This window comes from Streptomyces sp. NPDC050264 (assembly GCF_040655895.1).
GTDB lineage: Bacteria > Actinomycetota > Actinomycetes > Streptomycetales > Streptomycetaceae > Streptomyces.
This window is the reverse complement of the sequence record NZ_JBFAKV010000001.1, coordinates 81558-105862: the sequence shown is the minus strand read 5'-3', so window position 1 is coordinate 105862 and position 24305 is coordinate 81558. Positions and strand designations below refer to the sequence as shown.

22 protein-coding genes are annotated in these 24305 nt (G+C 71.9%); 4 read left to right on the top strand and 18 right to left on the bottom strand.

Features of this window, described 5'->3' with window-relative positions; translation table 11 throughout:
• Positions 1-267: 267 nt before the first annotated feature.
• From AB0J02_RS00480 to AB0J02_RS00470, 3 genes are all read right to left on the bottom strand, one after another.
• On the bottom strand, positions 268-2205 hold the full coding sequence (locus AB0J02_RS00480; protein WP_363191294.1) for a S53 family peptidase: 1938 nt from the start codon (positions 2203-2205) through the stop codon (positions 268-270).
• 202 nt (positions 2206-2407) lie between these two features.
• Entirely contained in the window at positions 2408-3034 is a 627-nt protein-coding gene (locus AB0J02_RS00475; RefSeq protein WP_363191293.1) for a DUF305 domain-containing protein, read from the bottom strand.
• The gene (locus AB0J02_RS00470; RefSeq protein ID WP_363191292.1) at positions 3031-3711 is read right to left on the bottom strand and encodes a DUF3105 domain-containing protein; all 681 of its coding nucleotides are present in this window, start codon (positions 3709-3711) and stop codon (positions 3031-3033) included. The genes AB0J02_RS00475 and AB0J02_RS00470 overlap by 4 nt, the downstream gene beginning before the upstream one ends.
• Before the next feature lie 271 nt (positions 3712-3982).
• Here AB0J02_RS00470 and AB0J02_RS00465 point away from each other — a divergent pair, with 271 nt between their 5' ends.
• Entirely contained in the window at positions 3983-5344 is a 1362-nt protein-coding gene (locus AB0J02_RS00465; protein WP_363191291.1) for a glutamine synthetase family protein, read from the top strand.
• Between the two features lie 7 nt (positions 5345-5351).
• Here the strand turns inward: AB0J02_RS00465 and AB0J02_RS00460 are convergent, their stop codons facing one another.
• The 6 genes from AB0J02_RS00460 to AB0J02_RS00435 all read right to left on the bottom strand — a co-directional run bounded on the left by AB0J02_RS00460 (position 5352) and on the right by AB0J02_RS00435 (position 10101).
• Positions 5352-5720 (bottom strand): hypothetical protein, encoded by a 369-nt coding sequence (locus AB0J02_RS00460; RefSeq protein ID WP_363191290.1) that lies wholly within the window; start codon positions 5718-5720, stop codon positions 5352-5354.
• A 136-nt stretch (positions 5721-5856) separates the two neighbouring features.
• A complete protein-coding gene (locus AB0J02_RS00455; RefSeq protein WP_363191289.1) occupies positions 5857-6273 on the bottom strand; it encodes a VOC family protein in 417 nt (138 codons plus the stop codon).
• Between the two features lie 3 nt (positions 6274-6276).
• Positions 6277-7302, bottom strand: a complete 1026-nt coding sequence (locus tag AB0J02_RS00450; RefSeq protein ID WP_363191732.1) for a TolB-like translocation protein — start codon at positions 7300-7302, stop codon at positions 6277-6279.
• 20 nt (positions 7303-7322) lie between these two features.
• The gene (locus AB0J02_RS00445) at positions 7323-8591 is read right to left on the bottom strand and encodes an MFS transporter (RefSeq protein ID WP_363191288.1); all 1269 of its coding nucleotides are present in this window, start codon (positions 8589-8591) and stop codon (positions 7323-7325) included.
• A gap of 1 nt (position 8592) precedes the next feature.
• Positions 8593-9495, bottom strand: a complete 903-nt coding sequence (locus AB0J02_RS00440; protein ID WP_363191287.1) for an alkaline phosphatase family protein — start codon at positions 9493-9495, stop codon at positions 8593-8595.
• A gap of 171 nt (positions 9496-9666) precedes the next feature.
• On the bottom strand, positions 9667-10101 hold the full coding sequence (locus AB0J02_RS00435) for a VOC family protein (RefSeq protein ID WP_363191286.1): 435 nt from the start codon (positions 10099-10101) through the stop codon (positions 9667-9669).
• A 169-nt stretch (positions 10102-10270) separates the two neighbouring features.
• Between AB0J02_RS00435 and AB0J02_RS00430 the strand changes: the two genes are divergently transcribed.
• A complete protein-coding gene (locus AB0J02_RS00430; RefSeq protein WP_363191285.1) occupies positions 10271-13291 on the top strand; it encodes a bifunctional [glutamine synthetase] adenylyltransferase/[glutamine synthetase]-adenylyl-L-tyrosine phosphorylase in 3021 nt (1006 codons plus the stop codon).
• Here AB0J02_RS00430 and AB0J02_RS00425 read toward each other — a convergent pair.
• Entirely contained in the window at positions 13279-14133 is an 855-nt protein-coding gene (locus AB0J02_RS00425) for a phosphatase PAP2 family protein (protein WP_363191284.1), read from the bottom strand. The genes AB0J02_RS00430 and AB0J02_RS00425 overlap by 13 nt on opposite strands.
• A gap of 74 nt (positions 14134-14207) precedes the next feature.
• Entirely contained in the window at positions 14208-15242 is a 1035-nt protein-coding gene (locus AB0J02_RS00420) for a LacI family DNA-binding transcriptional regulator (protein WP_363191283.1), read from the bottom strand.
• Positions 15243-15447: 205 nt separating this feature from the next.
• Between AB0J02_RS00420 and AB0J02_RS00415 the strand changes: the two genes are divergently transcribed.
• Positions 15448-17067, top strand: coding sequence for a fused response regulator/phosphatase (locus AB0J02_RS00415; RefSeq protein WP_363191282.1), 1620 nt, complete (start codon positions 15448-15450; stop codon positions 17065-17067).
• Here the strand turns inward: AB0J02_RS00415 and AB0J02_RS00410 are convergent.
• Positions 17045-17554: a GNAT family N-acetyltransferase gene (locus tag AB0J02_RS00410; protein WP_363191281.1), complete on the bottom strand. Its 510-nt coding sequence runs from the start codon at positions 17552-17554 to the stop codon at positions 17045-17047. The two genes, AB0J02_RS00415 and AB0J02_RS00410, sit on opposite strands and share 23 nt — an antisense overlap.
• Positions 17555-17615: 61 nt before the next feature.
• On the opposite strand from AB0J02_RS00410, the gene AB0J02_RS00405 reads away from it, so the two are divergent.
• Positions 17616-17966, top strand: a complete 351-nt coding sequence (locus tag AB0J02_RS00405; protein ID WP_363191280.1) for an isomerase — start codon at positions 17616-17618, stop codon at positions 17964-17966.
• Between the two features lie 179 nt (positions 17967-18145).
• On the opposite strand, the gene AB0J02_RS00400 is transcribed toward AB0J02_RS00405, so the two are convergent.
• The 6 genes from AB0J02_RS00400 to AB0J02_RS00375 form a co-directional block, all read right to left on the bottom strand.
• Positions 18146-18838: a TetR/AcrR family transcriptional regulator gene (locus tag AB0J02_RS00400; protein ID WP_363191279.1), complete on the bottom strand. Its 693-nt coding sequence runs from the start codon at positions 18836-18838 to the stop codon at positions 18146-18148.
• 42 nt (positions 18839-18880) lie between these two features.
• Positions 18881-19969, bottom strand: a complete 1089-nt coding sequence (locus AB0J02_RS00395; RefSeq protein ID WP_363191278.1) for a PDR/VanB family oxidoreductase — start codon at positions 19967-19969, stop codon at positions 18881-18883.
• On the bottom strand, positions 19966-20847 hold the full coding sequence (locus AB0J02_RS00390; RefSeq protein WP_363191277.1) for a metal-dependent hydrolase: 882 nt from the start codon (positions 20845-20847) through the stop codon (positions 19966-19968). The genes AB0J02_RS00395 and AB0J02_RS00390 overlap by 4 nt, the downstream gene beginning before the upstream one ends.
• Before the next feature lie 116 nt (positions 20848-20963).
• Positions 20964-22889 (bottom strand): hypothetical protein, encoded by a 1926-nt coding sequence (locus AB0J02_RS00385; protein ID WP_363191276.1) that lies wholly within the window; start codon positions 22887-22889, stop codon positions 20964-20966.
• Between the two features lie 64 nt (positions 22890-22953).
• Entirely contained in the window at positions 22954-23466 is a 513-nt protein-coding gene (locus tag AB0J02_RS00380; RefSeq protein WP_363191275.1) for a tetratricopeptide repeat protein, read from the bottom strand.
• Positions 23467-23483: 17 nt separating this feature from the next.
• Positions 23484-24290 carry a tyrosine-protein phosphatase gene (locus AB0J02_RS00375; RefSeq protein ID WP_363191274.1) on the bottom strand — a complete coding sequence of 269 codons (807 nt, stop codon included), beginning with the start codon at positions 24288-24290 and terminating at the stop codon, positions 23484-23486.
• Positions 24291-24305: the final 15 nt, after the last annotated feature.

The window sequence follows — 24305 nt, the reverse complement described above, 5'->3', positions numbered from 1 at the left end:
CCTTGGCCTGGGGTCGTGCGTGAAAGGGCGCTCGGCGGATGGGAGTGCCTTCCAGGGGTGCGGGGGACTGCGCGACTGGTCCTTGGCCTGGGGTCGTGCGTGAAAGGGCGCTCGGCGGATGGGAGTGCCTTCCAGGGGTGCGGGGAACTGCGCGACCGGTCGCGATGGGAGCCGCGGGCGCCGACGAGAGAAGAACCCCGCACACGCCAGAGCGTCCGCCCCAGATCAATCACCCTGGGACGGACGCAAGTCGGACCCCGGAGGGGATCAGCGACGGGTGTACGACGAGATGTAACCCGGCGCCGGCGAACCGACCCCCGTCACGTCGTCGTAACCCCGAACCGCCTTCAACGAGGCGTCATCACCGAGGCTGCGCACAGACGTGAGCAGCCCTTCCGACGCGTCGACACTGTTCGCGAAGTCCACCCGCGCCACGGCGAGGTCACCCTTGACCGGGTGGTCCGTCACGTCGTGGTAGACCTTCGAGCCGTACCGGTCGTAGATCGCCGGGTTGGCGAAGCCGATCGCCCGGCCACCCCGCTGCTGCTGCGCCAGCGCCTGCACGCCCGCGATCACGGGCGCCGCCAGCGACGTACCACCGATGCGGTACTCGTCGTAGCCCTGCGATCCGTCGGGCAGGGTCTGCGTCTGGCCCACCAGGAAACCGGTGTTGGGGTCGGCGATCGCCGAGATGTCCGGCACGACACGGTTCAGGCCGCCGTTGGCCCGCGCCAGCGTCTTCGGCACGACGCCCTTCTGGTAGTAGGGCTGCGCGACGGTCTTGCTGGTGCCGCCGCCGGCGCCGGAGGTGTACGCCCCCGGGTAGTCGGTCCAGCTCTTGCCGTTCGCCGACAGGTTCGACTTCAGGGTGCCCCAGCCGGTCTCCCACTGGTACTTGTCACCCTTGCCGACGGCCAGCGACGTGCCGCCGACCGCGGTGACCCACGCGGAGTTCGCGGGGGTGTCGACCTGCTTCACACCGGTGTTGGCGACCTCGTCGCCGTTGTCGCCGGAGGAGAAGTAGAAGCCGATGCCCTCGATCGCGCCCAGCTGGAAGACCTGGTCGTAGGCGGCGGCGAGCTGCGGCGTCTGGTTGGCCTCGATGTCGCCCCAGGAGTTGGAGACGATGTCGGCCAGGTGCTTGTCGACGACCTTGCTCAGCGAGTCGAGCAGGTCGTCGTCGTAGCAGGAGGCCGCGCCGACATACGTGATGTCCGCCTTGGGCGCCACCGCGTGCACGGCCTCGACGTCGAGGGTCTCCTCGCCGTACCAGCCGGCCGCGCCGCACTCCTCGGTCTTCGTGTACTCCGAGGGCAGGCTCTGGTTCAACTGGCCGTCGCCGTAGGCCGCGTCACCGTGCTTGGCCGCGTACTTCTCGGCGTCCTGCGCGATGGTCGGTGAGGCGTACGCGTCGGTGATGGCGACCCGCACCCCCTTGCCGGTGGCCTTGCCCGCGCCGTAGGCGGCACGCAGCTGCTTGCCGGTGTACCCCTTGACGGCGTACGGGACCTTCTTGCCGCCCGCGGAGGGCAGCGTCTTCGCGACGTTCGAGCCGAAGTACGAGGAGAACGGCCCGGCGTTGCGGAACACCGCGTCCGGCGGCGGCAGTTCGTCCTGGTGGTCCGTCTTGTGCGGGGCGCTGTCAAGGCCCGTCACGGTCAGCACGGCGCCGTCGAGGGAGCCCGGCACGGAGGCCGCGCCGGACGGGGCGCGGTAGGTGTGCTTGCCCTTGGTGTAGTTGTGCAGCTGCGTACCGAACGCCTTCTCGGCGGCGGCCACGTCACCCGACACGGATATGTAGTGCTCGCTGGTGCCGGTCACGGTCAGGCCCGAGGACTCGAGCCACTTCGTGACCTCGGATATCTGAGCCTTCGTGGCACCGAACCGGGCCTTCGCCTGCGTCGCGCTCAGGTACTTGCCGTAACTGGCCGACGACGGGTCGGACACGGCCTTCGCGTACGCGGCGAGACCGGCGGCGTCCTTGCCTGCGAGGTAGACGCGGGCGGTGACCTTGTTGCCGTTGGCCGTGGCGCCCTTGTCGGCCGTGTCGGTGGCCCACAGCGGCTTGGTGCCGGAGAGGGTGGCGCGGCCGGTGTCGGCCTGGGCGGCCGGAGCGGCGAGGGCGATCGCGCCGGCCAGCAACGGCAGTGTCGCTGCCAGGCTCAGGCCGGCGCGGGTGCGGCGTGTGCCGCGGATGGATCTCATGAAACCCCCTGGTCTCGTGGAACCTCTGGGTGAGGTGCACGTGTAATGCACACGTTGCACGTGTAATGCACACGCAGAGAGCCCCACTCTCGCCACGAACCGTTCACGCCGGGGGAATGGATCGATCAAGAAGGCGTCAAGTCATTTCAAGTCCGGTCGAGATCCACCGATTTGGGGCGCGGTGCGACAGGGGGCGGACGCATCAGGGGGTGGCGCCGCGGTCCTTCAACATGCCCGTCATGAGGTCGATCTCGGACTGCTGCGAGGCCACCATGCCCCGCGCGAGCCGCACTTCGGCCCCGACCGCGCACCGCTTCACGCACCCCTCGGCCATGTGCACGCCGCCCTTGTGGTGGGCGATCATCAGCCGCAGGTACATGATCTCGGCCTGCCGCCCGCTGACCTTGCCGAGCCGGCCGAGCTGCGTGTTCGTCGCCATGCCGGGCATCAGCGCGCCGTCCTCGCCGACCGGCGCGTCCGCCATCCCCATCCACGCCATCGGCGGCTTCGCAGACACCTTCGGCAACTCCCACAGATCGAGCCAGCCGAGCAGCATCCCGCGCTGATTGGCCTGGGTCTGCGCGATGTCGTACGCGAGGCGGCGCACCTCCACGTCCTTGGTGCGGTCGCGCACGATGTACGACATCTCGACGGCCTGCTGATGGTGCACGGACATGTCCCGCGCGAACCCGGCATCCGCGGACTCGGCCGCCGGCACGCGCAGATCGGCGGGGCCGCCGTCCCCGTCGGCGGCGGCGTACGTCACCACACCCGTGGCCACGGCGACCGCCGCGGCCACGGACACCAGCCAGCCGGTACGACGCCTCACTGGGCCAGGCCGCCCGTGCAGGCAGCCCCCGGCTCCGGCGTCTGCTTGCCCTGCACGAACGTGGCGAAGAAGGACGCGACCGCCGGGTCCGACGCGCTCTTGACCGTGCGCTGGTGGCCCCAGGCGCTGAGCATGATCGGGTCCTTCTGGTCCTGCACCGGGCTCATCAGCGAGTACGGCGTCTGCTTCACCTTGGCGGCGAGCGCCTTCACGTCGCCGTCGGCCGCCTTGTCGTTGTACGTCACCCAGACAGAGCCGTGCTCCAGGGCGTGCACGGCGTTCTCGTCCGGGATCGCCTTGCCGTAGACGTCACCGTTGCAGTTCATCCACACCTGGTTGTGGTCGCCGCCGACCGGCGGGTTCATCGGGTACGCGACGTCCTTGGTGACGTGGTTGCGGGTGAGCTTCCCGCTCCAGGTGCCGACGCCGTCCTTGTCGTACGAGAAGTGCCCCGAAGCTCCCGAGCCGGACTTCGCGTCCGCCTTCCCGGAGTCGTCGCCACCCTTCGTCACGGCCCAGGCGCCTACTCCTATAAGGGCTGCCGCGACGACGGCACTCACCGAGACGATGGCGATCCGGCCGCGACGGGCGCGAGTGCGCTCGGCACGGCGCATCTCCTCTATACGGTCCCGGCGATCCTGACGGGGAGCGGCGGAGGTCTTCTTGGCGGAACCCATGGAGTGTCCTTATGAGAAAAGGATGAGACGGGCGGGCCCGCTGATCGTAGTGGGGAAAACAGGTTGCGCGGGAGGTGCTGTCGTCCGCACGGCGAAGGGCAGGCACTATGGCCCTGGGGGGTGCAACCGGCACTATGAACAGAACACCGGCCGATCAAGGACGATCATGGCCGGCAACGCGTACGAAACGGGCGTGTGGTGGGATGGGACCAGGCCCTTCGACGTCCCCAAAGCAGGTGGCCTGACCAGCAAGGATGGGTGGAAGCGGAAGATGGACAAGCAGCAGGAATTCGTGCTCCGGACTCTTGAGGAGCGCGACATCCGGTTCGTACGTCTGTGGTTCACGGATGTGCTGGGCTTCCTCAAGTCGGTGGCCGTGGCCCCCGCCGAGCTGGAACAGGCCTTCGACGAGGGCATCGGCTTCGACGGCTCGGCCATCGAGGGCTTCGCCCGGGTCTACGAGTCCGACATGATCGCCAAGCCCGACCCGGGGACGTTCCAGGTGCTGCCGTGGCGCGCCGAGGCTCCCGGCACGGCCCGCATGTTCTGCGACATCCTGATGCCCGACGGCTCCCCGTCCTTCGCCGACCCGCGCTACGTCCTCAAGCGCGCCCTCGCCAAGACCTCCGACCTCGGCTTCACCTTCTACACCCACCCCGAGATCGAGTTCTTCCTCCTCAAGGACAAGCCGCTCGACGGCACCCGCCCCACTCCGGCCGACAACTCCGGCTACTTCGACCACACCCCGCAGAACGTGGGCATGGACTTCCGCCGCCAGGCGATCACCATGCTCGAATCGATGGGCATCTCGGTCGAGTTCAGCCACCACGAGGGCGCCCCCGGCCAGCAGGAGATCGACCTCCGCTACGCCGACGCGCTCTCCACGGCCGACAACATCATGACGTTCCGCCTGGTCATGAAGCAGGTCGCGCTGGAGCAGGGGGTCAACGCGACCTTCATGCCGAAGCCGTTCTCCGAGCACCCGGGCTCGGGCATGCACACGCACCTCTCCCTCTTCGAGGGCGACCGGAACGCGTTCTACGAGTCGGGCGCCGAGTACCAGCTCTCCAAGGTCGGCCGCTCCTTCATCGCGGGCCTGCTGAAGCACGCCGCCGAGATCTCCGCGGTCACCAACCAGTGGGTCAACTCCTACAAGCGCATCTGGGGCGGCTCCGAGCGCACCGCAGGCGCGGGCGGTGAAGCCCCCTCGTACATCTGCTGGGGCCACAACAACCGCTCGGCGCTCATCCGGGTCCCCATGTACAAGCCCGGCAAGACGGGCTCGGCCCGCGTAGAGGTCCGCTCGATCGACTCCGGCGCCAACCCCTACCTCACCTACGCCGTCCTCCTCGCCGCCGGCCTCAAGGGCATCGAAGAGGGCTACGAACTCCCGCCGGGCGCCGACGACGACGTCTGGGCCCTCTCCGACGCCGAACGCCGCGCGATGGGCATCGAACCCCTCCCCCAGAACCTCGGCGAGGCCATCGCCCTGATGGAACGCTCGGAACTGGTCGCGGAAACCCTCGGGGAGCACGTGTACGACTTCTTCCTGCGCAACAAGAAGCAGGAGTGGGAGGAGTACCGCTCCGAGGTGACGGCGTTCGAGCTGCGGAAGAACCTGCCGGTGCTGTAGGCGCAGGTCAGGGCGCTGCCGCGCTCAGTGCAGCTAGTGGGGCCGCCGGTCGCGAACCGGCGGCCCCACTGTCTGTAGTGGCCCACCACTCGTCGGTCTTGGCGGCGCGGGCGTCGAGGTCGCGAAGGTGGGAGTCGAGGGCGGGATGCCGCTCGGTGGCGTGCTGCGTCCACCACAGGCGCATGAAGGCCGGCGCCGGCGTGATGGTGAAGGTGTCACCGATGACGCGCTTCCAGCGGGTCTCGAAATCCGGGAGGGGGCGCGGAGCGTGTTCCTGAATGGCCGATCGGAGTGCTCGGGGCGTGTGTTCGGGCATGGTTGGCAACCGCTGGGGCTCCCCCTCGCGGCCCTCGACGTGGAGCGCAGGGGCGGGCATGGTTCGGGCTCCTTGATGTGGAGGGGCAACGGGCCATCGACAGTCAACGACCATGCACGCCGTCCGCGCCCGAAAGGCCGGTCGAGTCGTGTCCGGCGCTCACGCCCACACGCCGAACCCCGCGCAACAGCGGCTCCTACAGCGCGTCCCGCAACGGCACAGACGCCCGCTTCCGGTACTCCTGTACCGCCCACCCGTTCCCGTCCGGGTCCGTGAAATACATGAACGTGCCGCCGTCGTCCGCGCCGAACCGGACCGGTTCCGAGACGTCGAGGCCGCGGGCTGTCAGTTCGGCGCGGGCCGTCTTGATGTCGGCCACTACGAGTTGCAGGCCGTGGTACGTGCCGGGGGTAGGCGTGCCCGTCTGGAGGGGGACCCCGGCGGAGAGCATGATCGAGCAGCCTGAGCCCGGTGGGGTCAGCTGGACGATGCGGGTGCCGGGCATCAGTTCGCGGTCGACGTCGCAGCGGAAGCCGGCCTTGTCGGTGTAGAACGCCTTGGCGCGGTCGATGTCCGAGACGGGCAGCGGGATGACTTCCAGGGTCATGTCCATCGGTCAAAGGTAGGCGGGGGAGACCGCGGCCGGGAGGAGTTCGCGCGGGGTGCCCGTGCCGTCGGCGGGGACCGTGTAGAGGTCGGCGCCGTAGTCGCCGGGCAGCGCGTACGTCACGTCGTGGTCGTCGCTCCACACCGCCTGGTCGTCGACGCTGCGGGTCTCGGCCAGCGGCGTTTCCCGCATCGTGTCCAGGTTCAGTACGTACAGGCGCCAGGGCGCGTCCGGGGACAGGCCGGGGACGCGCTTCTTGTACGCGATGCGCGTGCCGTCGGGGGAGAGGGACGGGCACTCGACGTTCTTGTGGAGGGTGGTGACCGTGCGGTCGCGCAGGTCGCCGCGGACCAGGTGCGTGCTGCCGTGCGTGGCGAGCGTCGCGTAGAAGTGGCGGTCGTCGGGGGAGAACGTGACGCCCCAGAAGTTCGCGTCGGCCGCCCGGTAGGGATGCCCGTCCTTGATGATGCGGTACGCCTCCAGGGTCGGCGTCAGTTTCCCGGTGGCCGTGTCCAGGATGGCCGTACGCGTGGAGAAGTTCGTGCCCGCGTAACTGTCACCGCCGACGAACGCCGTCCACGCCGCGTACCGCCCGTTCGGCGACACCCGCGCGCGCGAAGGGATGCCCGGCACCGGGTAGTGCGCCTTCTCGTGCAGGCGGGCGTCCAGGACGGTGGCCCGATAGGTGTCGGCGAGGGTGCCGTGAACCGACTGGAGACAGATGCCCGTGCCCGAACTCGCGTAGAAGCGCAGGCATTTGACCCCGGTCGCGGTCGCCGTGCGCGGGCCGCCGGGGGAGCCCGTGGGCGTCGCCGCCAGTTCGTCGCGGTGCGGACCCCACGCCATGTTGCGGAACACCAAGTGGGGTGAGGAGGGCGTTAGTCGGACCGGTCCCTCGGTTACCCGCGGGCCGCCCGGGCGGGCCTGGTCGACGCGCTCGGCGCGTGCCGAGGCGTGCAGGACAGCGGCTGTCGCCACCGCGGCCAGGGCGAGCACCGCCGCGATCAGGACCGTGAGTTTGCCGCGGGTGGTCATGCCGGTGGTCGTGCCGGTCGTCATGTGGCTGCCTTTGTGGGGAGTGAGGGGCGCAGGGCGTACGACACCACCCCGCAACCGGCGAGCAGGACCGCGGCGGCCGTGAGCGCCGGGCGGTCGCCCCACGCCGTCCAGGCCGCGCCGAACCCGAGGGAGCAGCCGAACCGGGCGAGGGCCTGCCCCGTCTGCACGACGGCCAGACCGGACGAGCGGCTGTCCTCGGGGAGGCCGGTGGAGGCCGCCGCCATCAGGACGCCGTCGGTCGCCGCGTAGAACGTGCCGTGGAGCAGCAGTACGGCGTAGGGCAGTGCCGTGTGGTGCGCGTGGGTGAGCAGGAGCGCGTAGACGCTGAGCAGGGCGACGTGGCCGGCGAGGAAGACCGGCCACGCGCCGACGCGGTCGGAGAGCCGGCCGAGCGGCGCGGCCAGGAGGAGGAACGCGGCCGCCGTGCCGAGGGGAAGGAGCGCGAACCACTGCTCGGGTACGCCGAGTTGGCGTTGGAGGAGGAGATAGATGAAGGCGTCGCTGACGGTGGCGAGGCCGAGGAGTGTCGCGCAGATCGTGGGCCGGATCAGGTGGACTCGGCCGGGCCCCGAATCCAGCCGCTCCGGCGTTGGAGGAGCGGGGTCCGGGGCGGAGCCCCGTGTCCCGGGGACGAACAGTGCCAGCACCACGACACCCAGCACGGCCACGCAGAAGCTCACTGTGAACACCGCGTCGTACCCGTCCACGGTGTAGCGCAGGATCAGAAAAGCCACCAGCGGACCCAGCAGCGCGCCCAACGTGTCCATCGCCCGGTGCACCCCGAACGCCCGGCCCCGCGTGGGCGGTTCGCTCGACAGGGAGATCAGCGCGTCGCGCGGCGCCGTGCGCAGACCCTTGCCGGTGCGGTCCGCCGCGAGGACCGCGCCGATGAGCGGGAGCGAGGCGGCGAGCAGAAGCAGCGGTTTGCACAGCGCGGAGAGGCCGTAGCCGATCACCGCGACCGTCTTGTGGCGGCCGCCGCCGCTGTCCGCGAGGCGCCCGCCGACGAGCCGGACCAGTGCCGAGAACCCGTTGTAGACGCCGTCGAGGAGGCCGAAGCCGAGCGGGCTGAGGCCGAGTCCGGCGACCAGGTACAGCGGCAGCACGGCCGTGACCATCTCGGACGACACATCGGTGATCAGGCTGACCGTGCCGAGCGCGAACACGGTGGAGCCCACGGCGCGCCGCCGCCCGGCGAAGGGCCGGGCGGCGGGCTCCGCGGACGTCGGCGCCGGTGCTGGGGCGCGGCTGTCCGCTACGTACATGTCACGAGGTCCAGACGCCGGTGATGTCCTTGGCCGACGCGGCGTTGCCCGCGTGCGTCGGCAGACCGTGCATGTCCTCGATGGTGCGCAGCAGGTCGTAGTGGTTGTAGGTGGTGGCGGAGGTCGAGCCCGGGGCGACCCGCTGCCCGTAGAGCACCGTGGGGATCCTGTTGCCGCCGAGCCGGTTGTCCTCGTCGAAGGTGACGACCAGCAGGCTGTTGTGGGTCTTGGCCCAACTCGCGTACGCGCTCAGCTTGTTCTTCAGCCAGGTGTCGCCCGTGGCCACCGAGCAGTCGTGCATGTCGCTGCACAAGTCCGGTACGACGAAGGAGACCTGGGGGAGTGTCGCGTAGTCCGCCGGGAACTGGGTGAAGGTCTTCGCCGAGGATGTCGGTACGTTGCTGAAGCCGAACCACGGGTTGTGCTTACGGGCGTAGTCGCCCGAGGAGCAGGTCGTCGAACCCTGGCTCGGCAGGCCCTCGTTGTAGCTGCCCCACGTCTTTCCGGCGGCGATCAGCTCCGAGGCGAGGTTGGGCGCGGAGGAGAAGCCGGGGGTGTAGCAGCTGTCGTCCGTGACGCCCTGCGTGGAGCCGGAGAACAGCGCGAAGTAGTTGGGCTGGCTCGGGTGCGTCTCGGCGTAGGAGGCCGTGAGGTTGGCGCCGCCCGACTTCAGGCTGTTGATGTACGGGGCGCTGGACGCGCCGATGACCTGGCTGTACGCGTGGTTCTCGAAGACCACGACGACCGTGTGGTCCGGTGTGGGCACGGCGGCCGCGGCCTGCGCGGGGGAGCCGCCGGTGAGGGCGAGCCAGCTGGCGGAGGCGGCCGCCGTCAGGGCGAGGGCCGAAGCGAGCGCCTTGCCGCGCGTACGCCTGAGGAATGATCTGCGTGATCTGCCGGGCACGTGAGACCTCCGAAGTCGAGGGAGGAGCGAGGGATCCTGGCGGTGCAGCAGTGCGGCGGTGCAGGTGCGGCTAGAGCATGCACACGCCAAGATGCTCCCGCGTCGCGTGTTCCGACCCTGATGGGTGAAGCGTGGGTGAACCCCTGGGGGAGCCGGCGCCGGGCGGAGGGCTCAGCGCTCGGACAGCGGCGACGGCGCCTCCTGCACCGTCCACCCGTTGCCGTCCGGATCCGAGAAGAACATGAACGAGTTCCACATCTCAGTGCCGGGACCGTCCGCCCAGCCCCCGGGACCCACGTGCCGCACCGCACTCACCTGTACCCCACGCCCCACCAACTCCTCGCGCGCCGCCGCGATGTCCGTGACGCACACCTGGAGGCCCGTGAGCATCCCCGGCTTCAGCGGCGGCTGCCCGGGAGCGGCCGGCAGCCCCTTCGTCAACGCGATCGAGCAGCGCGAACCGGGCGGCGTCAGCTGGACGACACGGGTGCCCGGGGCGACCTGCGTGTCCACATCGACCTTGAAGCCCACCTTGTCGGCGTAGAAGTCCTTGGCACGGTCCACGTCGGAGACGGGGACGACGATCACTTCGAGGGTCCACTCCATGACGTACGACCTGTCCTTCCGGTTGTGCCCGGATTCGATGCCCTGGATTCCTGGATTGCCCTCCGCATCCTCCCGCCGACAGGACGACTCCGCACGCGGTCACCGCGCGTCGATGCCGTGCCGACCGCAGTACGCTCATGACCAGCGTGTGATCGAACAGGAGGCCGGGATGTCGGTGCCGCAAGGGCGCAGGAGCAGTACGTTCACGCGGCTGCTGCGGCACGGGTTCACCGACCCGTCCGGCGCGGAGCGGCTGCTCGACGCCCCCGCACTCTCCTCGGTGCGCTCCGACCCGCTGCTCCTGGACGCGCTCGGCGCCACCGCCGACCCCGACCTGGCGCTGCTCGGCCTGGTCCGGCTGGTCGAGGCGCAGGAGCGGGCGGGTGGCGACGCGGGCCGCCGCGAACTGCTCGACACGCTCATCACGGCCAAGCCGCTGCGCGACCGCCTCCTCGGCGTCCTCGGCTCCTCCGAGGCCCTCGCCGACCACCTCGCCCGCCACCCGGCCGACTGGCAGGCCCTCGTCACGTACGAGCACAGCGATCTGCACCCCGGTGTGGAGGAGTTCGAGCAGGGCCTCGCCGACGCCGTGGACCCCGACTCGCTGCGCGTCGCCTACCGGCGCTGCCTGCTGTCCATCGCCGCGCGCGACGTGTGCGGCACCACCGACATCGCGCAGACCGCCGCCGAGCTGGCCGACCTGGCGACCGCGACCCTGCGCGCGGCCCTCGCCATCGCGCGCGCGGCCGCCCCCGCCGACGCCGCGCTGTGCCGGCTCGCCGTGATCGCGATGGGCAAGTGCGGCGGTCACGAGCTGAACTATGTGTCCGACGTCGACGTCATCTTCGTCGGCGAGTCCGTCAACGGCGGCGAGGACACCGAGGGCGCCGACGAGGGCAAGGCGATCCGGGCCGCGACCCGGCTCGCCGCCCACCTGATGCGGATCTGCTCCGAGACCACCGTCGAGGGCACGATCTGGCCGGTCGACGCGAACCTCCGCCCGGAAGGTCGCAACGGCCCGCTGGTGCGCACCCTCTCCTCCCACGTCGCGTACTACCAGCGCTGGGCGAAGACCTGGGAGTTCCAGGCGCTGCTCAAGGCCCGGCCCGTCGCGGGCGACCCCGAGCTCGGCGAGGCGTACCTGGAGGCCGTCTCCCCGATGGTGTGGCACGTCGCCGAGCGCGAGAACTTCGTGCCCGACGTGCAGAAGATGCGCAAGCGCGTCGTCGCCAACATCCCGGCGGGCGAGGTCGAGCGCGAGCTGAAGCTCGGGCCCGGCGGCCTGCGCGACGTCGAATTCGCCGTACAGCTCCTGCAGTTGGTGCACGGACGGGCCGACGCGTCCCTGCGCAGCCGCACCACCCTCGACGCCCTGGCCGCGCTCGCCGACCGCGGTTACGTGGGCCGCGTCGACGCCGTCCAGCTCGACGACGCGTACCGCTTCCTGCGTACGCTCGAACACCGCATCCAGCTCTACAAGTTGCGCCGCACCCACCTCGTCCCCGAGGGCGACGCCGATCTGCGCCGCATCGGCCGCTCGATGGGCATGCGCACCGAACCCCTCACCGACCTCAACCGCGCCTGGAAACGGCACACTTCCGTCGTCCGCCGGCTGCACGAGAAGCTCTTCTACCGCCCGCTGCTCGACGCCGTGGCCCAACTCGCCCCGGGCGAGACCCGGTTGAGTACCGAGGCGGCACGGGAGCGGCTCGTCGCGCTGGGCTACGCCGACCCCACCTCGGCCCTGCGCCACCTGGAGGCGCTCGCGTCGGGCGTCACCCGCAAGTCGGCCATCCAGCGGACCCTGCTCCCGGTGCTGCTCGGCTGGTTCGCGGACTCGGCGGACCCGGACGCGGGGCTGCTCGGCTTCCGCAAGGTCTCGGACGCGCTGGGCAAGACGCCCTGGTACCTGCGGCTGCTGCGCGACGAGGGCGCCGCCGCGGAGAACCTGGCCCGCGTCCTGTCCGCGGGCCGGCTCGCCCCCGACCTGCTGATGCGCGCGCCGGAAGCGGTCGCGCTGCTCGGCGATCCGCACGGTCTGGAACCGCGCGGCCACGCCCAGCTGGAGCAGGAGGTGCTCGCCGCGGTCGGCCGGGCCGACGGCGCCGAGCAGGCGGTGGCGGCGGCCCGCGGGGTGCGCCGCCGCGAACTGTTCCGTACCACGGCCGCCGACATCATCGCGTCGTACGGGACCGAGGAGAGCCCGGCCGTCGGCGACCAGGGCGCGCTCGTCGACCGGGTCGGCGCGGCGGTCTCCGAACTGACGGCGGCGACGCTCGCCGGGACGCTGCGCGCGGTCGTCCGGGAGGGCTGGGGCGACACGCTGCCCACCCGGTTCGCGGTGATCGCCATGGGGCGCTTCGGCGGCCACGAACTGAGCTACGGGTCCGACGCCGACGTGCTGTTCGTGCACGAACCGCGGGAGGGCGCCGACGAACAGGAGGCGGCCCAGGCGGCGAACAAGGTCGTCGCCGAGATGCGCCGCCTGCTCGCGCTGCCCAGCGCCGACCCGCCGCTCCTCATCGACGCGGACCTGCGCCCGGAGGGCAAGACGGGCCCGCTCGTGCGCACCCTCAAGTCCTACGGGGCGTACTACCGCCGCTGGTCCCTGGTCTGGGAGTCACAGGCTCTGATCCGGGCCCAACACGTCGCAGGTGACGCCGAGTTGGGCGCCTCCTTCATCGAGCTGATCGACCCGATGCGGTACCCGGCCGAGGGGCTCGGCGACGACGCCGTGCGCGAGATCCGCCGGCTCAAGGCCCGGATGGAGTCGGAGCGGCTGCCGCGCGGCGCCGACCCCACCCTGCACACCAAGCTGGGCCGCGGCGGCCTGTCCGACGTCGAGTGGACGGTGCAGCTGCTCCAGCTCCAGCACGGCTGGGCCGAACCGGGCCTGCGCACGACCCGCACCCGCGAGGCGCTGGCCGCCGCCTGCGCGGCGGGCCTGCTGCCGACGGAGGACGCGGCGATCCTCGACGAGGCCTGGGTCCTGGCGACCCGGGTGCGCAACGCCGTGATGCTGGTGCGCGGCCGGGCCGGCGACACGTTCCCCTCGGACGGGCGCGAACTCGGCGCCGTCGGCCGGTACCTCGGGTACGACCCGGGGCACATCGGGGACATGCTGGACGACTACCGCCGGACCACCCGGCGGGCCCGGGCCGTGATGGAGGAACGCTTCTACGGGGCGTAGGCGCGGGGCGGCTCCACCGACCGCGGCAGCGCGTAGGGCAGCGACCCGTACCAGAGCCGGGCCACCAGGAAGCCGAACGTCAGGCACAGCATGCCGCCCACCGCGTCCAGCCAGAAGTGGTTCGCGGTGGAGACGATGACCGTGAGGGTCAGCGCCGGATACAGCAGACCGAGCACCCGCACCCACGGCACCGACGCGAGCACGAAGATCGTCAGGCCGCACCAGAGCGACCAGCCGATGTGCATGGACGGCATCGCCGCGTACTGGTTCGACATGGTCTTCAGGTTGCCGGAGGCCATCGAGCCCCACGTCTGGTGGACGGCGACGGTGTCGATGAAGTGGCCGCCGGTCATCAGGCGCGGCGGTGCCAGCGGATAGAAGTAGTAGCCGATCAGCGCGACGGCGGTGGTGGCGAAGAGGGCCAGACGGGTTGCCGCGTAGCGTCCGGGATGGCAGCGGAACAGCCACACCAGCACGCCGAGCGTGATGACGAAGTGCAGTGTCGCGTAGTAGTAGTTCATCCCGACGATGAGCCAAGTCACCGCGTTCACCGTATGGTTGACGCTCTGCTCGACGGCGATCCCGAGATGGTGCTCGACGCTCCAGATCCAGTCCGCGTTGCGGAGCGCCTTCGCTCTCTGCTCCGGGACCGCGTTGCGGATCAGCGAGTACGTCCAGTAACTCACCGCGATCAGAAGGATCTCGAACCAGAGCCGGGGACGCCGAGGTGTCCGCAGGCGGCGCAGCACGCCACGATCACCCTGCCCGGCGCGGTCGCCCGCGATGGGTGAGGTGGTGGGCCCCTGTCGGCCTTCCAGTGTCGTCACGGTCGTTTCACCCATAGGCACAGAGTCTGCCAGATATCGGCCCTCGTCCGATCATCCCTCGGTCGGGTTCGCACCGCATCCTCTACGCCCTACGGACGAGGGCGGACCCCAGGGGACGAGGCGGTTGAACCCCGGACCACCAGCTCGGGCATGAACACGAACTCACTGTGCGGCGCGGGCGTGCCGCCGACCTCCTCCAGCAAGGTGTTGACGGCCGCCTGGCCCATCGCGTGCACGGGCTTGCGGATGGTGGTCAGCGGCGGATCGGTGAACGCGATGAGCGGCGAATCGTCGAAACCGACCACCGAGACGTCCGTCGGCACGTCCAGACCGCGCTCCCGCACCGCCCGGACGGCACCCAGTGCCATCATGTCGCTCGCGCAGATCACCGCCGTGCAGCCGCGGTCGAGGAGAGCGGCGGCCGCGGCCTGACCGCCCTCCAGCGTGTAGAGGGAGTGCTGGACGAGATCGTGCTCGACCTCGTCCGGGGCCAGGGCCAGCAGCTCCTTCATCGCGCGGACGAAGCCCTCGATCTTCCGCTGCACGGGCACGAAGCGCCGGGGCCCGAGCGCCAGGCCGATCCGGGTGTGTCCGAGGGAGACCAGGTGCGTCACCGCGAGCCGGGCCGCGGCCCGGTCGTCAGGCGAGATGAACGGGGCCGCCACCGCCGACGAGAAACCGTCGACCAGCACGAACGGGACGCCCTGGCCGCGCAGCCGCTCGTAGCGGCGGGTGTCGGCCGTGGTGTCGGCGTGCAGCCCCGAGACGTAGATGATGCCGCTGACCCCGCGGTCGACGAGCATCTCGGTCAGTTCGTCCTCGGTGGAGCCGCCGGGCGTCTGCGTGGCCAGGACCGGCGTGTACCCCTGGCGGGTCAGCGCCTGCACGACGACCTGGGCGAGCGCCGGGAAGATCGGGTTCTCGAGTTCGGGGGTGATCAGGCCGACCAGCCCCGCACTGTGCCGGCGCAGCCGCACAGGACGTTCGTAACCGAGCACGTCGAGAGCGGCGAGCACGGACTGACGGGTGGCCGCGGCGACCCCGGGCTTGCCGTTGAGCACGCGGCTGACGGTCGCTTCGCTGACCCCCGCTTGAGCTGCTATGTCGGCAAGACGTGCGGTCACGGGACGGGACCTTACCGGTCACATGCCGTATTGCACACCGACTGGGCACGGAGCGGGAAGTGCCGTGCGTGTCCCCGCGGTTGGACGGGAGCCACCCGGAACGGTGAAGCTGCGCGCGCGGCGGCCCCGCCGGGAGCGCCCGGCGGTAACTTGGAGCAGCGGGCCGAGGGGGCCCGCACCGCTTCTCGCCCAGAGGGGCCGCCTCGTGAACGACACCGCGCGCAGACCCAGGACCGTCGACGGCAGTACGGTCCTCGTCGTCGACGACACCGCCGCCAGCCGCTACGCCATGGGCGCGGTCCTGAGCCGGGCCGGACACGTCGTCATCCCCGTCGCCTCCGCGGGGGAGGCCCTCGTCGAACTCGACGTGCGACTGCGGGCCGGCTCGCTGCCCGACGTGGCACTCGTCGACGTGGGCCTGCCCGACCTCAGCGGGTTCGAACTGTGCCGCCGGGTCAAGGCGCTGCCCTCGCTCGCCGGCATCCCCGTCGTCCACTTCTCCGCCCGCCCCTCCGAGCCCGTCGACCGCTGCCGCGCGCTCGACGCCGGCGGCGAGGCGTATCTGTCGGTGCCCGCCGAACCGGAGGAGATCCGCGCCGTGGTCCGCGCCGCGCTGCGCGGCGCCCGTGAACTGGGCGACGTGCAGGCCCAGTTCGGCCGGCTCGCGCTGCTGTCCGAGACGGTTGTCGACGTACAGGGCGCACGCTGTCTCGTCGAGCTGGCCACCACCGCGGCCGAGGCGACGGCCAGGCTCACCCGGCAGAGCGCCGCCGTGTTCGTCCTCGGTGACAACGGCGAGGTGCACACCGGCCTCTCCCACCGCCGGGCCGTCGTGCCCGACGCCGTCGCGCGCGGGCAGGCCGCCTCGATCGCCCGGACCGTGCTGTGCGCCCGCGGCGGGGCGCACAGCACGGTCGTGCCCGGGCCCATGTGGCCCACCGTGTACTTCGGACCCGGCGACGTACGGCTGGTGGTCGCGCGCACCCGCGCGGGCGGCCTCCCCGTCTGCCTGGCCACCCCGGCCGCCGCCGACCCGGGCGGACTGATCGGCCAGCTCGTCGCCCAGCTCGCCCGCGCCACCGCCCTCGCCGCCGAACCCCTCCTCATGTACGAGCAGGAGCGCCACGTCGCCCTCACCCTGCAGCGCAGCTTCCTGCCCGCCCAACTGCCCCGGCTGCCCGGCGTCGACGTCGCCTTCCGCTACGTACCGGCCTCGCGGCAGACCGAGATAGGGGGCGACTTCTACGCGGCGCTGCCCACCCCCGCCGGAATCCTCGTCGGCATCGGCGACGTCGTCGGACACTCGCTCGACGCGGCCACCGTCATGGTCGAGATCCGGCACGCGCTGCGCGCCTACAGCCTGGAGGACCCGGACCCCGGCCGGCTCGTGACCCGGCTCGACCGGATGTTCCAGCACTACCACCCGCAGAGCACGGCCACCCTGTGCCTGGCCCTCGTCGACCCCGTGACCGGCCGCACCGCCGTCGCGAACGCGGGCCACATCCCGCCGCTGCGCGTGCCCCTGCACGGCCCCGCCCGCTACGCCGAGGCGTCGGGCCCGCTGCTCGGCCTCGGCCTGCCCCACCCCGCGCCCACCGAACTGGACCTCACGCCGGGCGAGCGGCTCCTCATGGTCACCGACGGCCTCATCGAGACCCGCGGCACCGACCTCTCCGTCTCGATGGCGCAGCTGAGCGCCGCCGCGACCGCCGCCCCGGCCGCGCCCGACGCCTTGTGCGACAGGCTCCTGTCCTGCTTCGGCAGCGACCGCGACGACGACATCGCCCTGCTGGCCCTGCGGCTCAGCCCACCGGTTTCTCCATGAGCGTCACCGCGTAACCGCTGCCGCCCGCACCGGACTTGAAGGGCTGTTCCCCTGTGACGGTGTAGCCCCGGCGTTCGTAGTACGCGCGCAGCCGCGGGTTCGTCGACACACAGTCCAGGCGGCAGAGCACCCGGCCCGTCCCGGCGATCCGCCGCTCGGCGTGCGCGAGCAGCTCGCCCCCGGTACCGGGAGGTGCGCCGCGCCGCACCATCAGGCGGTGCACGTACCCGGCGACGGGCGGCCGCGCGCCCCACGCCGCCTCGTCCGTCCACCACAGTTCGTACCCGCCCGCGACCTGCCCGCCGGAGTCGGCGAGCCACACCTCGCCCTCCTTCATCCGCCGCCGGAAGTGCTCCTCGTCCTTCTCGCCCGGCCGCCACTGGTCGATGCCCTGGTCCACCATCCAGCGGGCCGCGCCGTCGTACAGGGCGACCAGTGTGCCGAGGTCGGCGGTGTCCGCTTCGCGGAACGAGAGTTGTGCGCTCATGCCGATCACCGTAAAGGTGATCGGTGACAGCACCGCAGGACGCCTCACTCACGGAGCCCCCATGCCTCAGATCACCGTCGACTACTCCGCGGACCTCGACGACCGCCTCGACCGGCCCGGGCTCGCGGGCGCCGTGCACCAGGCCTGCGTGGACCTCGTCGCCGCGCGCACCCCGGCCTGCAAGTCGCGGTTCCGGCGCACCGAGGAGACGGTCGTCGGCGACGGAGCCGAGGCGGCGGCCGTGGTGCACATCGAGATCGCCCTGCTCGCCGGCCGCGCCGAGGAGGCCAAGGCGGCCCTCGCCGAGTCCGTCCTCGCCCTGCTGCCCGCGCACATCAAGGACGCGGAGGGAGTCCATCTCTCCACGGAAGTAAGGGACTTGGAGCCCACCTACCGGTCAGCGCGCTCCTAGGGCGTTTCTTCGGACTCCCCTCTGCCCGGCGACGCCCGGCACGGACTCTCGCCGCGCCGGGCGCAAAGCCGAGTACGTCCACTACGAGGCCCTGCACCCGGCCCGCCGAGAGCACGCACCGAACGCCGCCGGGCCGCCCTCCGGGCGACGAGGGGAGTTTGAAGCCCGGCCCTGGAGGGCTACGCGGGTACGAGTGCGGCGAGCCGGTTGAGCAGGTCCGTGAACGGTCCTTCGGTCGGCTCGTCCGCGAGGATGTCGCGCAGCAGCGCCGCCATCTCCGTGTCGTACGCGGCGCTGACCGCGGCGAGCGCCGCGAAGTCGTGGACCAGCTGGAGCTGCAGTTCCTCGCGCGGGATGCGCCGCCCGTCCAGCCAGATCAGCGCCGTCGACTCGGCCAGCGAGATCCACGAGCGGACCACGAGCTCCAGGCGCGGGGACGGCGCCGCCACCTTCAGGTGCGCGACGATCTGGACGTACGCGGCCTGGCGGACCGAGTCGATGAGCGCGTTCGTCGCCGACGAGCCGACCGCCGGGCCGCCGCGCATCAGCGCCGAGAAACCCGGGCCGTGCTCGTCCACGAAGTCGAAGAACCGGCCCATGACCCGCTGCAGCCGCGCGCCGAGCGGTCCGTCCTGCGGCTCCTCGAACCGCCCCGCCAGATCCTCGGCCGCCCGCTTCAACGCGGCCTCGTACAGGCTGAGTTTGCCCGGGAAATAGTGGTAGACCAACGGCCGCGAGATCCCGGCGGCGGCCGCTATCTCGTCGATGGAGACGTCGTCGGGGGAGCGGTGGCTGAACAGTTCGAGGGCGACCCCGATCAGCTGCCGACGCCGCTCCTCGACTCCCATTCTGCGCCGCACCCCGGTTGTCATACCGAACACTCTACCGAGCGGATCCGGCCCGTTGGCCAGGGCCTACAGGTCCAGGACCAGGCGCTCACCGCGGGCCCGGGAGACGCAGATGAGCATCGAGTCGTCGCGCTCCGCGTCGGTGAGCAGCTCGTCACGGTGGTCGATCTCGCCCTCCAGGACGCGCTGTTGGCATGTTCCGCAGAAGCCCTGCTCGCAGGAGTACGAGATGTAGGGCAGTTCGGCGCGGACCGCCGCGAGGACCGTGCTGTCGGCCGGCACGTCCACGACCTTGCCGCTGCGCCGCAGCTCGACCTCGAACGGCCCGTTCCCGTCAGCCGAGTTGCGGGGTGCGAACCGCTCCAGGTGCAGGGTGCGGCCGCTGGGCAGCGCCGCCTCCACCGCCGCCATCAGCCCCTCGGGCCCGCAGCAGTACACGGCCGTGTCCGGCGCGGTGGCCGCGAGCGCCGCGGCGAGATCCGGCAGCCCGTCCGTGTCCTCGGCGACCACGGTCACCCGGCCCGCCCCGGCGCCGAGCTTCTCGACCTCCTCAAGGAACGGCATCGAGGCCCGCGTGCGACCCCCGTAGAGCAGCTTCCAGTCGGAGCCCCGCGCCGCGGCCGCGCGCAGCATCGGCAGGACGGGGGTGATGCCGATGCCGCCCGCGACGAAGAGATGGGCGGGCGCGTCCGCGGTGAGCGGGAACCGGTTGCGCGGCCCGCGCACCTCCACCTCCGCGCCCTCCCGCAGCTGCTCGTGCACCTCGCGCGATCCGCCGCGCCCGCCCTCGCCCGCCGGGATCAGCCGGGTGGCGACGGTGTACGACGACGTGTCCTCCGGGTCGCCGCACAGCGAGTACTGCCGTACGAGACCGGAGGGCAGCACGAGGTCGAGGTGGGCGCCCGGCTGCCAGGCGGGCAGTTCGTGCCCCTCCAGACGCAGCGTGACGACCCCGTCGGCTATCTCCTCGTGCCGGGTGACGAGCAGGCGCAGCGCGCGGGCCCGGGGCCGCCCGGAGGTCGGCTCCTCCAGGGCGGGCAGCGGCCACAGCGGCGACGCCTGCACACGGCGGCGCAGCGCCCGGCGCACGACGAGCGCGGCTCCGGCGACGAGGACGGCCTTGCGCAGGGTGCGGGGGTTGGCCAGGCGGCTCATCGGGCGGCTCCGGTGCGGGCTTCGGCGGCGGTCGCGGCGGGCGAGGAGGCGAGGTAGGCGACGGCCTGCTCGGTGTCGCCCTCCTGCTCGGGGTGGTAACTCCGGCTCAGATAACGGGGTATGGACCGCACCATCGCCCCGGTCGACGGCAGAACTCCCTGCTTGCCGCTCCGGTGGAAGTCCTTGAAGGAGGCCTTGCCGCCCGTCAGGGTCGGATCGTTCTCCATGAAGAAGCGGGAGCCGCGCTGCCACAGGAAGACGAGCGCCGTGAACGCGGTGGCCCAGGTGCGCACGCGGCGCCGGTAGCTGCCGTCGAGGTGCTCGAACAGCTCGAAGGCCACGGACCGGTGCTCGACCTCCTCGGCACCGTGCCAGCGCAGCAGGTCGAGCATGGTCGGGTCGGCGCCGCGCTTGTCCAGCTCGTCCGCGTTCAGCACCCAGTTGCCGAGGAACGCGGTGTAGTGCTCGATCGCCGCGATCAGCGCGACCCGCTCCATCAGCCACCACCGGCGCGCCTTGCCCGGCGGCAGCGTGCGGTCGCCGAGCAGCTTCTCGAAGAACCAGTCGACCTGGGCGGTGTACGGCGTCGGGTCGAGGCCCTGCTCCTTCAGATGGGGCAGCACCTCGTCGTGGGCCTGCGAGTGCATGGCCTCCTGGCCGATGAACCCGATGACGTCCTCGCGCAGCCGGTCGTCCCTGATGAGGGGCAGGACCTGCTTGTAGACGTGCACGAACCAGCGCTCGCCCGCGGGCAGGAGCAGGTGCAGCACGTTGATGGTGTGCGTCGTGAAGGGGTCGTCCGGGAGCCAGTGCAGCGGGGTCCGGTCCCAGGCGAAGGACACCTGGCGTGCCTTCAGCGGGACGCGCGTATTAGACATGGCGTCAATGTACTGACGGGTAGGGCGGTGGGTACACCCCCTGGGCGGGACTTTTGTTTCTCTGAGCCCCTCCGGCGATCGAGGAGCGGGGGCCGGGGCGGAGCCCCTGGGCCGGACTACCGCAGGGGCGACACCCTGACCCCGCCGGTGGTGACCCCGGTCAACGCCACGTCCGCGCCCCGCGCAACCCGCACGGCCAGCAAATTCCCCGGCACCGTGGACCCGGCGGCCGAAACGGAGTCGACCTGGGTGCTGCCCCCGGCCACCAGATACCAGTTCCCCCCACGGGACTTCCAGCGGACCCCGGCCAGCACCCGCGCATCACGCCCCCCGCACGCGGGAGCCCCCTCCGACTTGGCCGCCACAACCGCAGCGGAAGCCCCCGGCGCACGGAACAACGCCAAGGTCCGCGGCCCCCCGCCCCGCCACGTCTCGGCCCGGTTGCACACCCACGCGGCGGTCCCGTTCGCCTCGGGCAGCGTCTGACGCGCGTAGGCCCAGGAGTTGACGGTGCTGACCCCGTGCGAGCGGGCCGCGGCGAGGGAGCAGGCGGTGGCCGCCCAGTCGGCGGGCTTCGCCTCGCCCGGGGCGTCCGGCCGGCCCGACGTGAGATGCGCGGGCACGAGTTCGCCGAGGTCGGTGGAGTAGCGGGTGCCGGCGGAGTCGGTGAGGGCGAGCACGTGCCACGACGTGCAGGGCCGGTCGGCCGGGGCGACGGCCGGGCTCGGGAACGGTGACGTCATGCCGTCCTTCGTACGGGACAGACGCTGCGCCGCGGCATCCGGCTTCAGCAGATCGCGTACCGCCGCGCCGGTCACCCAAGGGGCCGTCAGATAGCGGACGTTGCCGTCGGAACGGTCGATGACCACGGCGCCCGCCTGCGGCCCCGTCGCCCCGTCGACCCGGGCGAAGTCGAGGGCGGCGCCGCTCGTGCCGCTCTTCGGTTCGGCGTAGCGGACGATGCGCAGACCGTCGTAGAGCAGCACGATGCGGGCCTGGTCGACCTCGCCCGCGTAGAGCAGCTGCGCGGGTCCGGGCGGGGCGCCGGCCGGGGTGCCGGGTGTCGCCGAGACCTGGACGGACTCGCCGGGGCGCGCCCACACCGCGAGCGCGCGGCGCAGCAGTGCCGTGTCGCCGGTGAGGGAGCCGCGCGCGGGCCACACGGAGAAGTCGGTGCGCGCCGACGACTGCCACGCGGCCGGCGGCACGCGCGTCAACTTGCCGGGATCCAGAGCGGCTTGACCGGCCGGGTTCTGCGCGTACGGGGGAGCGGCCGCGCCGTCGGGGCTCCAGCCCGAGCCGGGCAGGCCGAGCAGCGCGCCGCACACCAGGAGTGCCGCGAGCGCGGCGACGGCCGCCTTGGCGTGCTGGCGGCGGCGCATCAGGTCGGTCGGGCGCGCGTGCAGGGAGCAGGGGTCGAACTCCGGGGATTCGAGGAGCCCGTACAGGACTTCGGTGCCGTCCGCCTCGGCCAGGGCGGCGGCCGCTTCCTCGGCGGTGCAGCCCGCCGCCGTCAGGACCGTGCGGACGGCGGTGCCGTCGAGGTGCTCCAGGCCGCGCAGCACGTAGGCGGCGCGGGCCGGGCCGCTGAGCGCGGAAAGCCGCTGGTCCAGGGCGAGTTCATCGGCGCCGCCGGACTTCGGGAACAGCCGGAGCCCCCACACCTGCGGCAGCAGCGGCGGCAGCTGGGCCCGCTTCGGCCACGCCGCACGGCGCAGCGGCAGCCCCGCTTCGAGAGCGCTGCGCAGCACTTTCAGGCGCACGTAGGCGTAGCCCGGGTCGCCGGTGCGCGGCGCGCTGCCGCGCTGGGCGGGGAGGGCCGGGGGCGCGGTCGCCGTGCGGCCGCGCGGCAGCGCCCGCTGCGTGACGGAGTGGGCGGTCAGCACACGGCGGTTGCGGCCAAGGCCCGGCGGCAGCACCAGGTAGGCCAGGCGGACGAGGCGGGGATAGTGCTCGACCAGGGCTGCCTCCGCCTGCTCTACGTCGATGACGTCGGCGCCGCCGGAGGGCGGGGGACTGGGTTGCTGCACCTTTGACTGCACGTTCAGCTGAACGAGCGAATCATGGGATGGTCACCCCACTCCTCCGGCTGAAACGCCCGCCCTCTCATTCGGCCTCGGTCAAGGCCCGCGCGTAGTTGGCCATCGACCGCTGATACCTCGGCATGTGCGGCGCCAGCGCTTCCAGGACCAGCGACAGGCCTTCCCGGTCCCGGCCCAGGGACGACAGGCACAGCGCGAGGCATCCGCGCACGGCATCGTCCAACTCATCTCTCGGCGCCGTCAGTTCGGGTTCGAGGAGCGCCACACCCTCTTCCGGGCGCCCCATGTTCCGCAGGGAGCTGGACAGTTGGATCGTCGTGCGGCGCCTGCGGTACCCGGTCAGGCCGAGCCGCAGTGCCTCCTGATAGAGCGGCACCGCCTTGTCGGAGTGGCCGGTCGAGTCGAAAGCGCTGGCCCGCTCGAAGGGCCCCACCGGGCTGTCGGCGGGCAGCTCCGCCACCAGCTCGTCGATGACCGCGCGGAACTCCCCGGCCGACGCCGCATCCTCGCCGTAGTTGTCGATCGTGGCCCACGCGGCGGCGATCCGCTCTTCCCACTCACTGCCCTCGGTGCTCATCGCGCCACACTCGGAGATCACCCGGCGGACGTCAACCGCTTTCGGAGCGCCGACACCGCCTCGTCCGGCACCTCGAGCCCCTCGCGCACGTACTTCTCGACGCTCCCGTACCGCGTCGCCACCTCGTCCTGGGCCGCCTGGAGATAGGCAGGCACCACGCCGATCACGGCGAGTGCCACCTCCGGATCGCCGCCCTGCGCCACGAAGCCCTCGACGAGCGGGGCGAACGCCGCGCGCACCGCCGCGTTCACCGACAGGTACTCGGCCTCGATCGTCGCGTCGTCCGCGCCGAGCAGCGCGAGAATCACGGCCGCGCCCCAGCCCGTGCGGTCCTTGCCCGCGGTGCAGTGGAAGAGCAGCGGGCCCGCGTCGGGCGCCGCCAGTTCGAGCAGCAGCGTGCGGTACGCGGCCTGCGCCGAGTCGGTGGAGACCAGCGCCCGGTAGGTGTCCTCGAAGAACGCCGCCGCCCGGCCTCCGCTCAACTCCCGCTCCGCGAGCGCCGGATCGGCGAAGATCTCCTTCAGCTGGGCCGCGGCCGGCGCCACCCCGGCCTTGGCCAGCTTGTCCGCGAGCGCGTCGGCGACCAGCAGGCGCACGCCGTCCGGAGCCCGGTCGGGGTGGTCGGCCCGCTCGGCGTCCGTGCGCAGATCCAGGATGGTGCGGACGCCGAGCGCCGCGAACGCCGGGTCCGCCGTGGGGTCGAGCCGGTCCAGCTGCCCGGAGCGGAAGACGAGCCCCGGGCGGACCCGGCGCCCGTCGGCCAGCGGGGTGCCGCCCAGGTCACGAAGGTTGGCCACGGTGGCGGCGGCGATGGGTTCGGCCATGGGCGGGACTCCCGT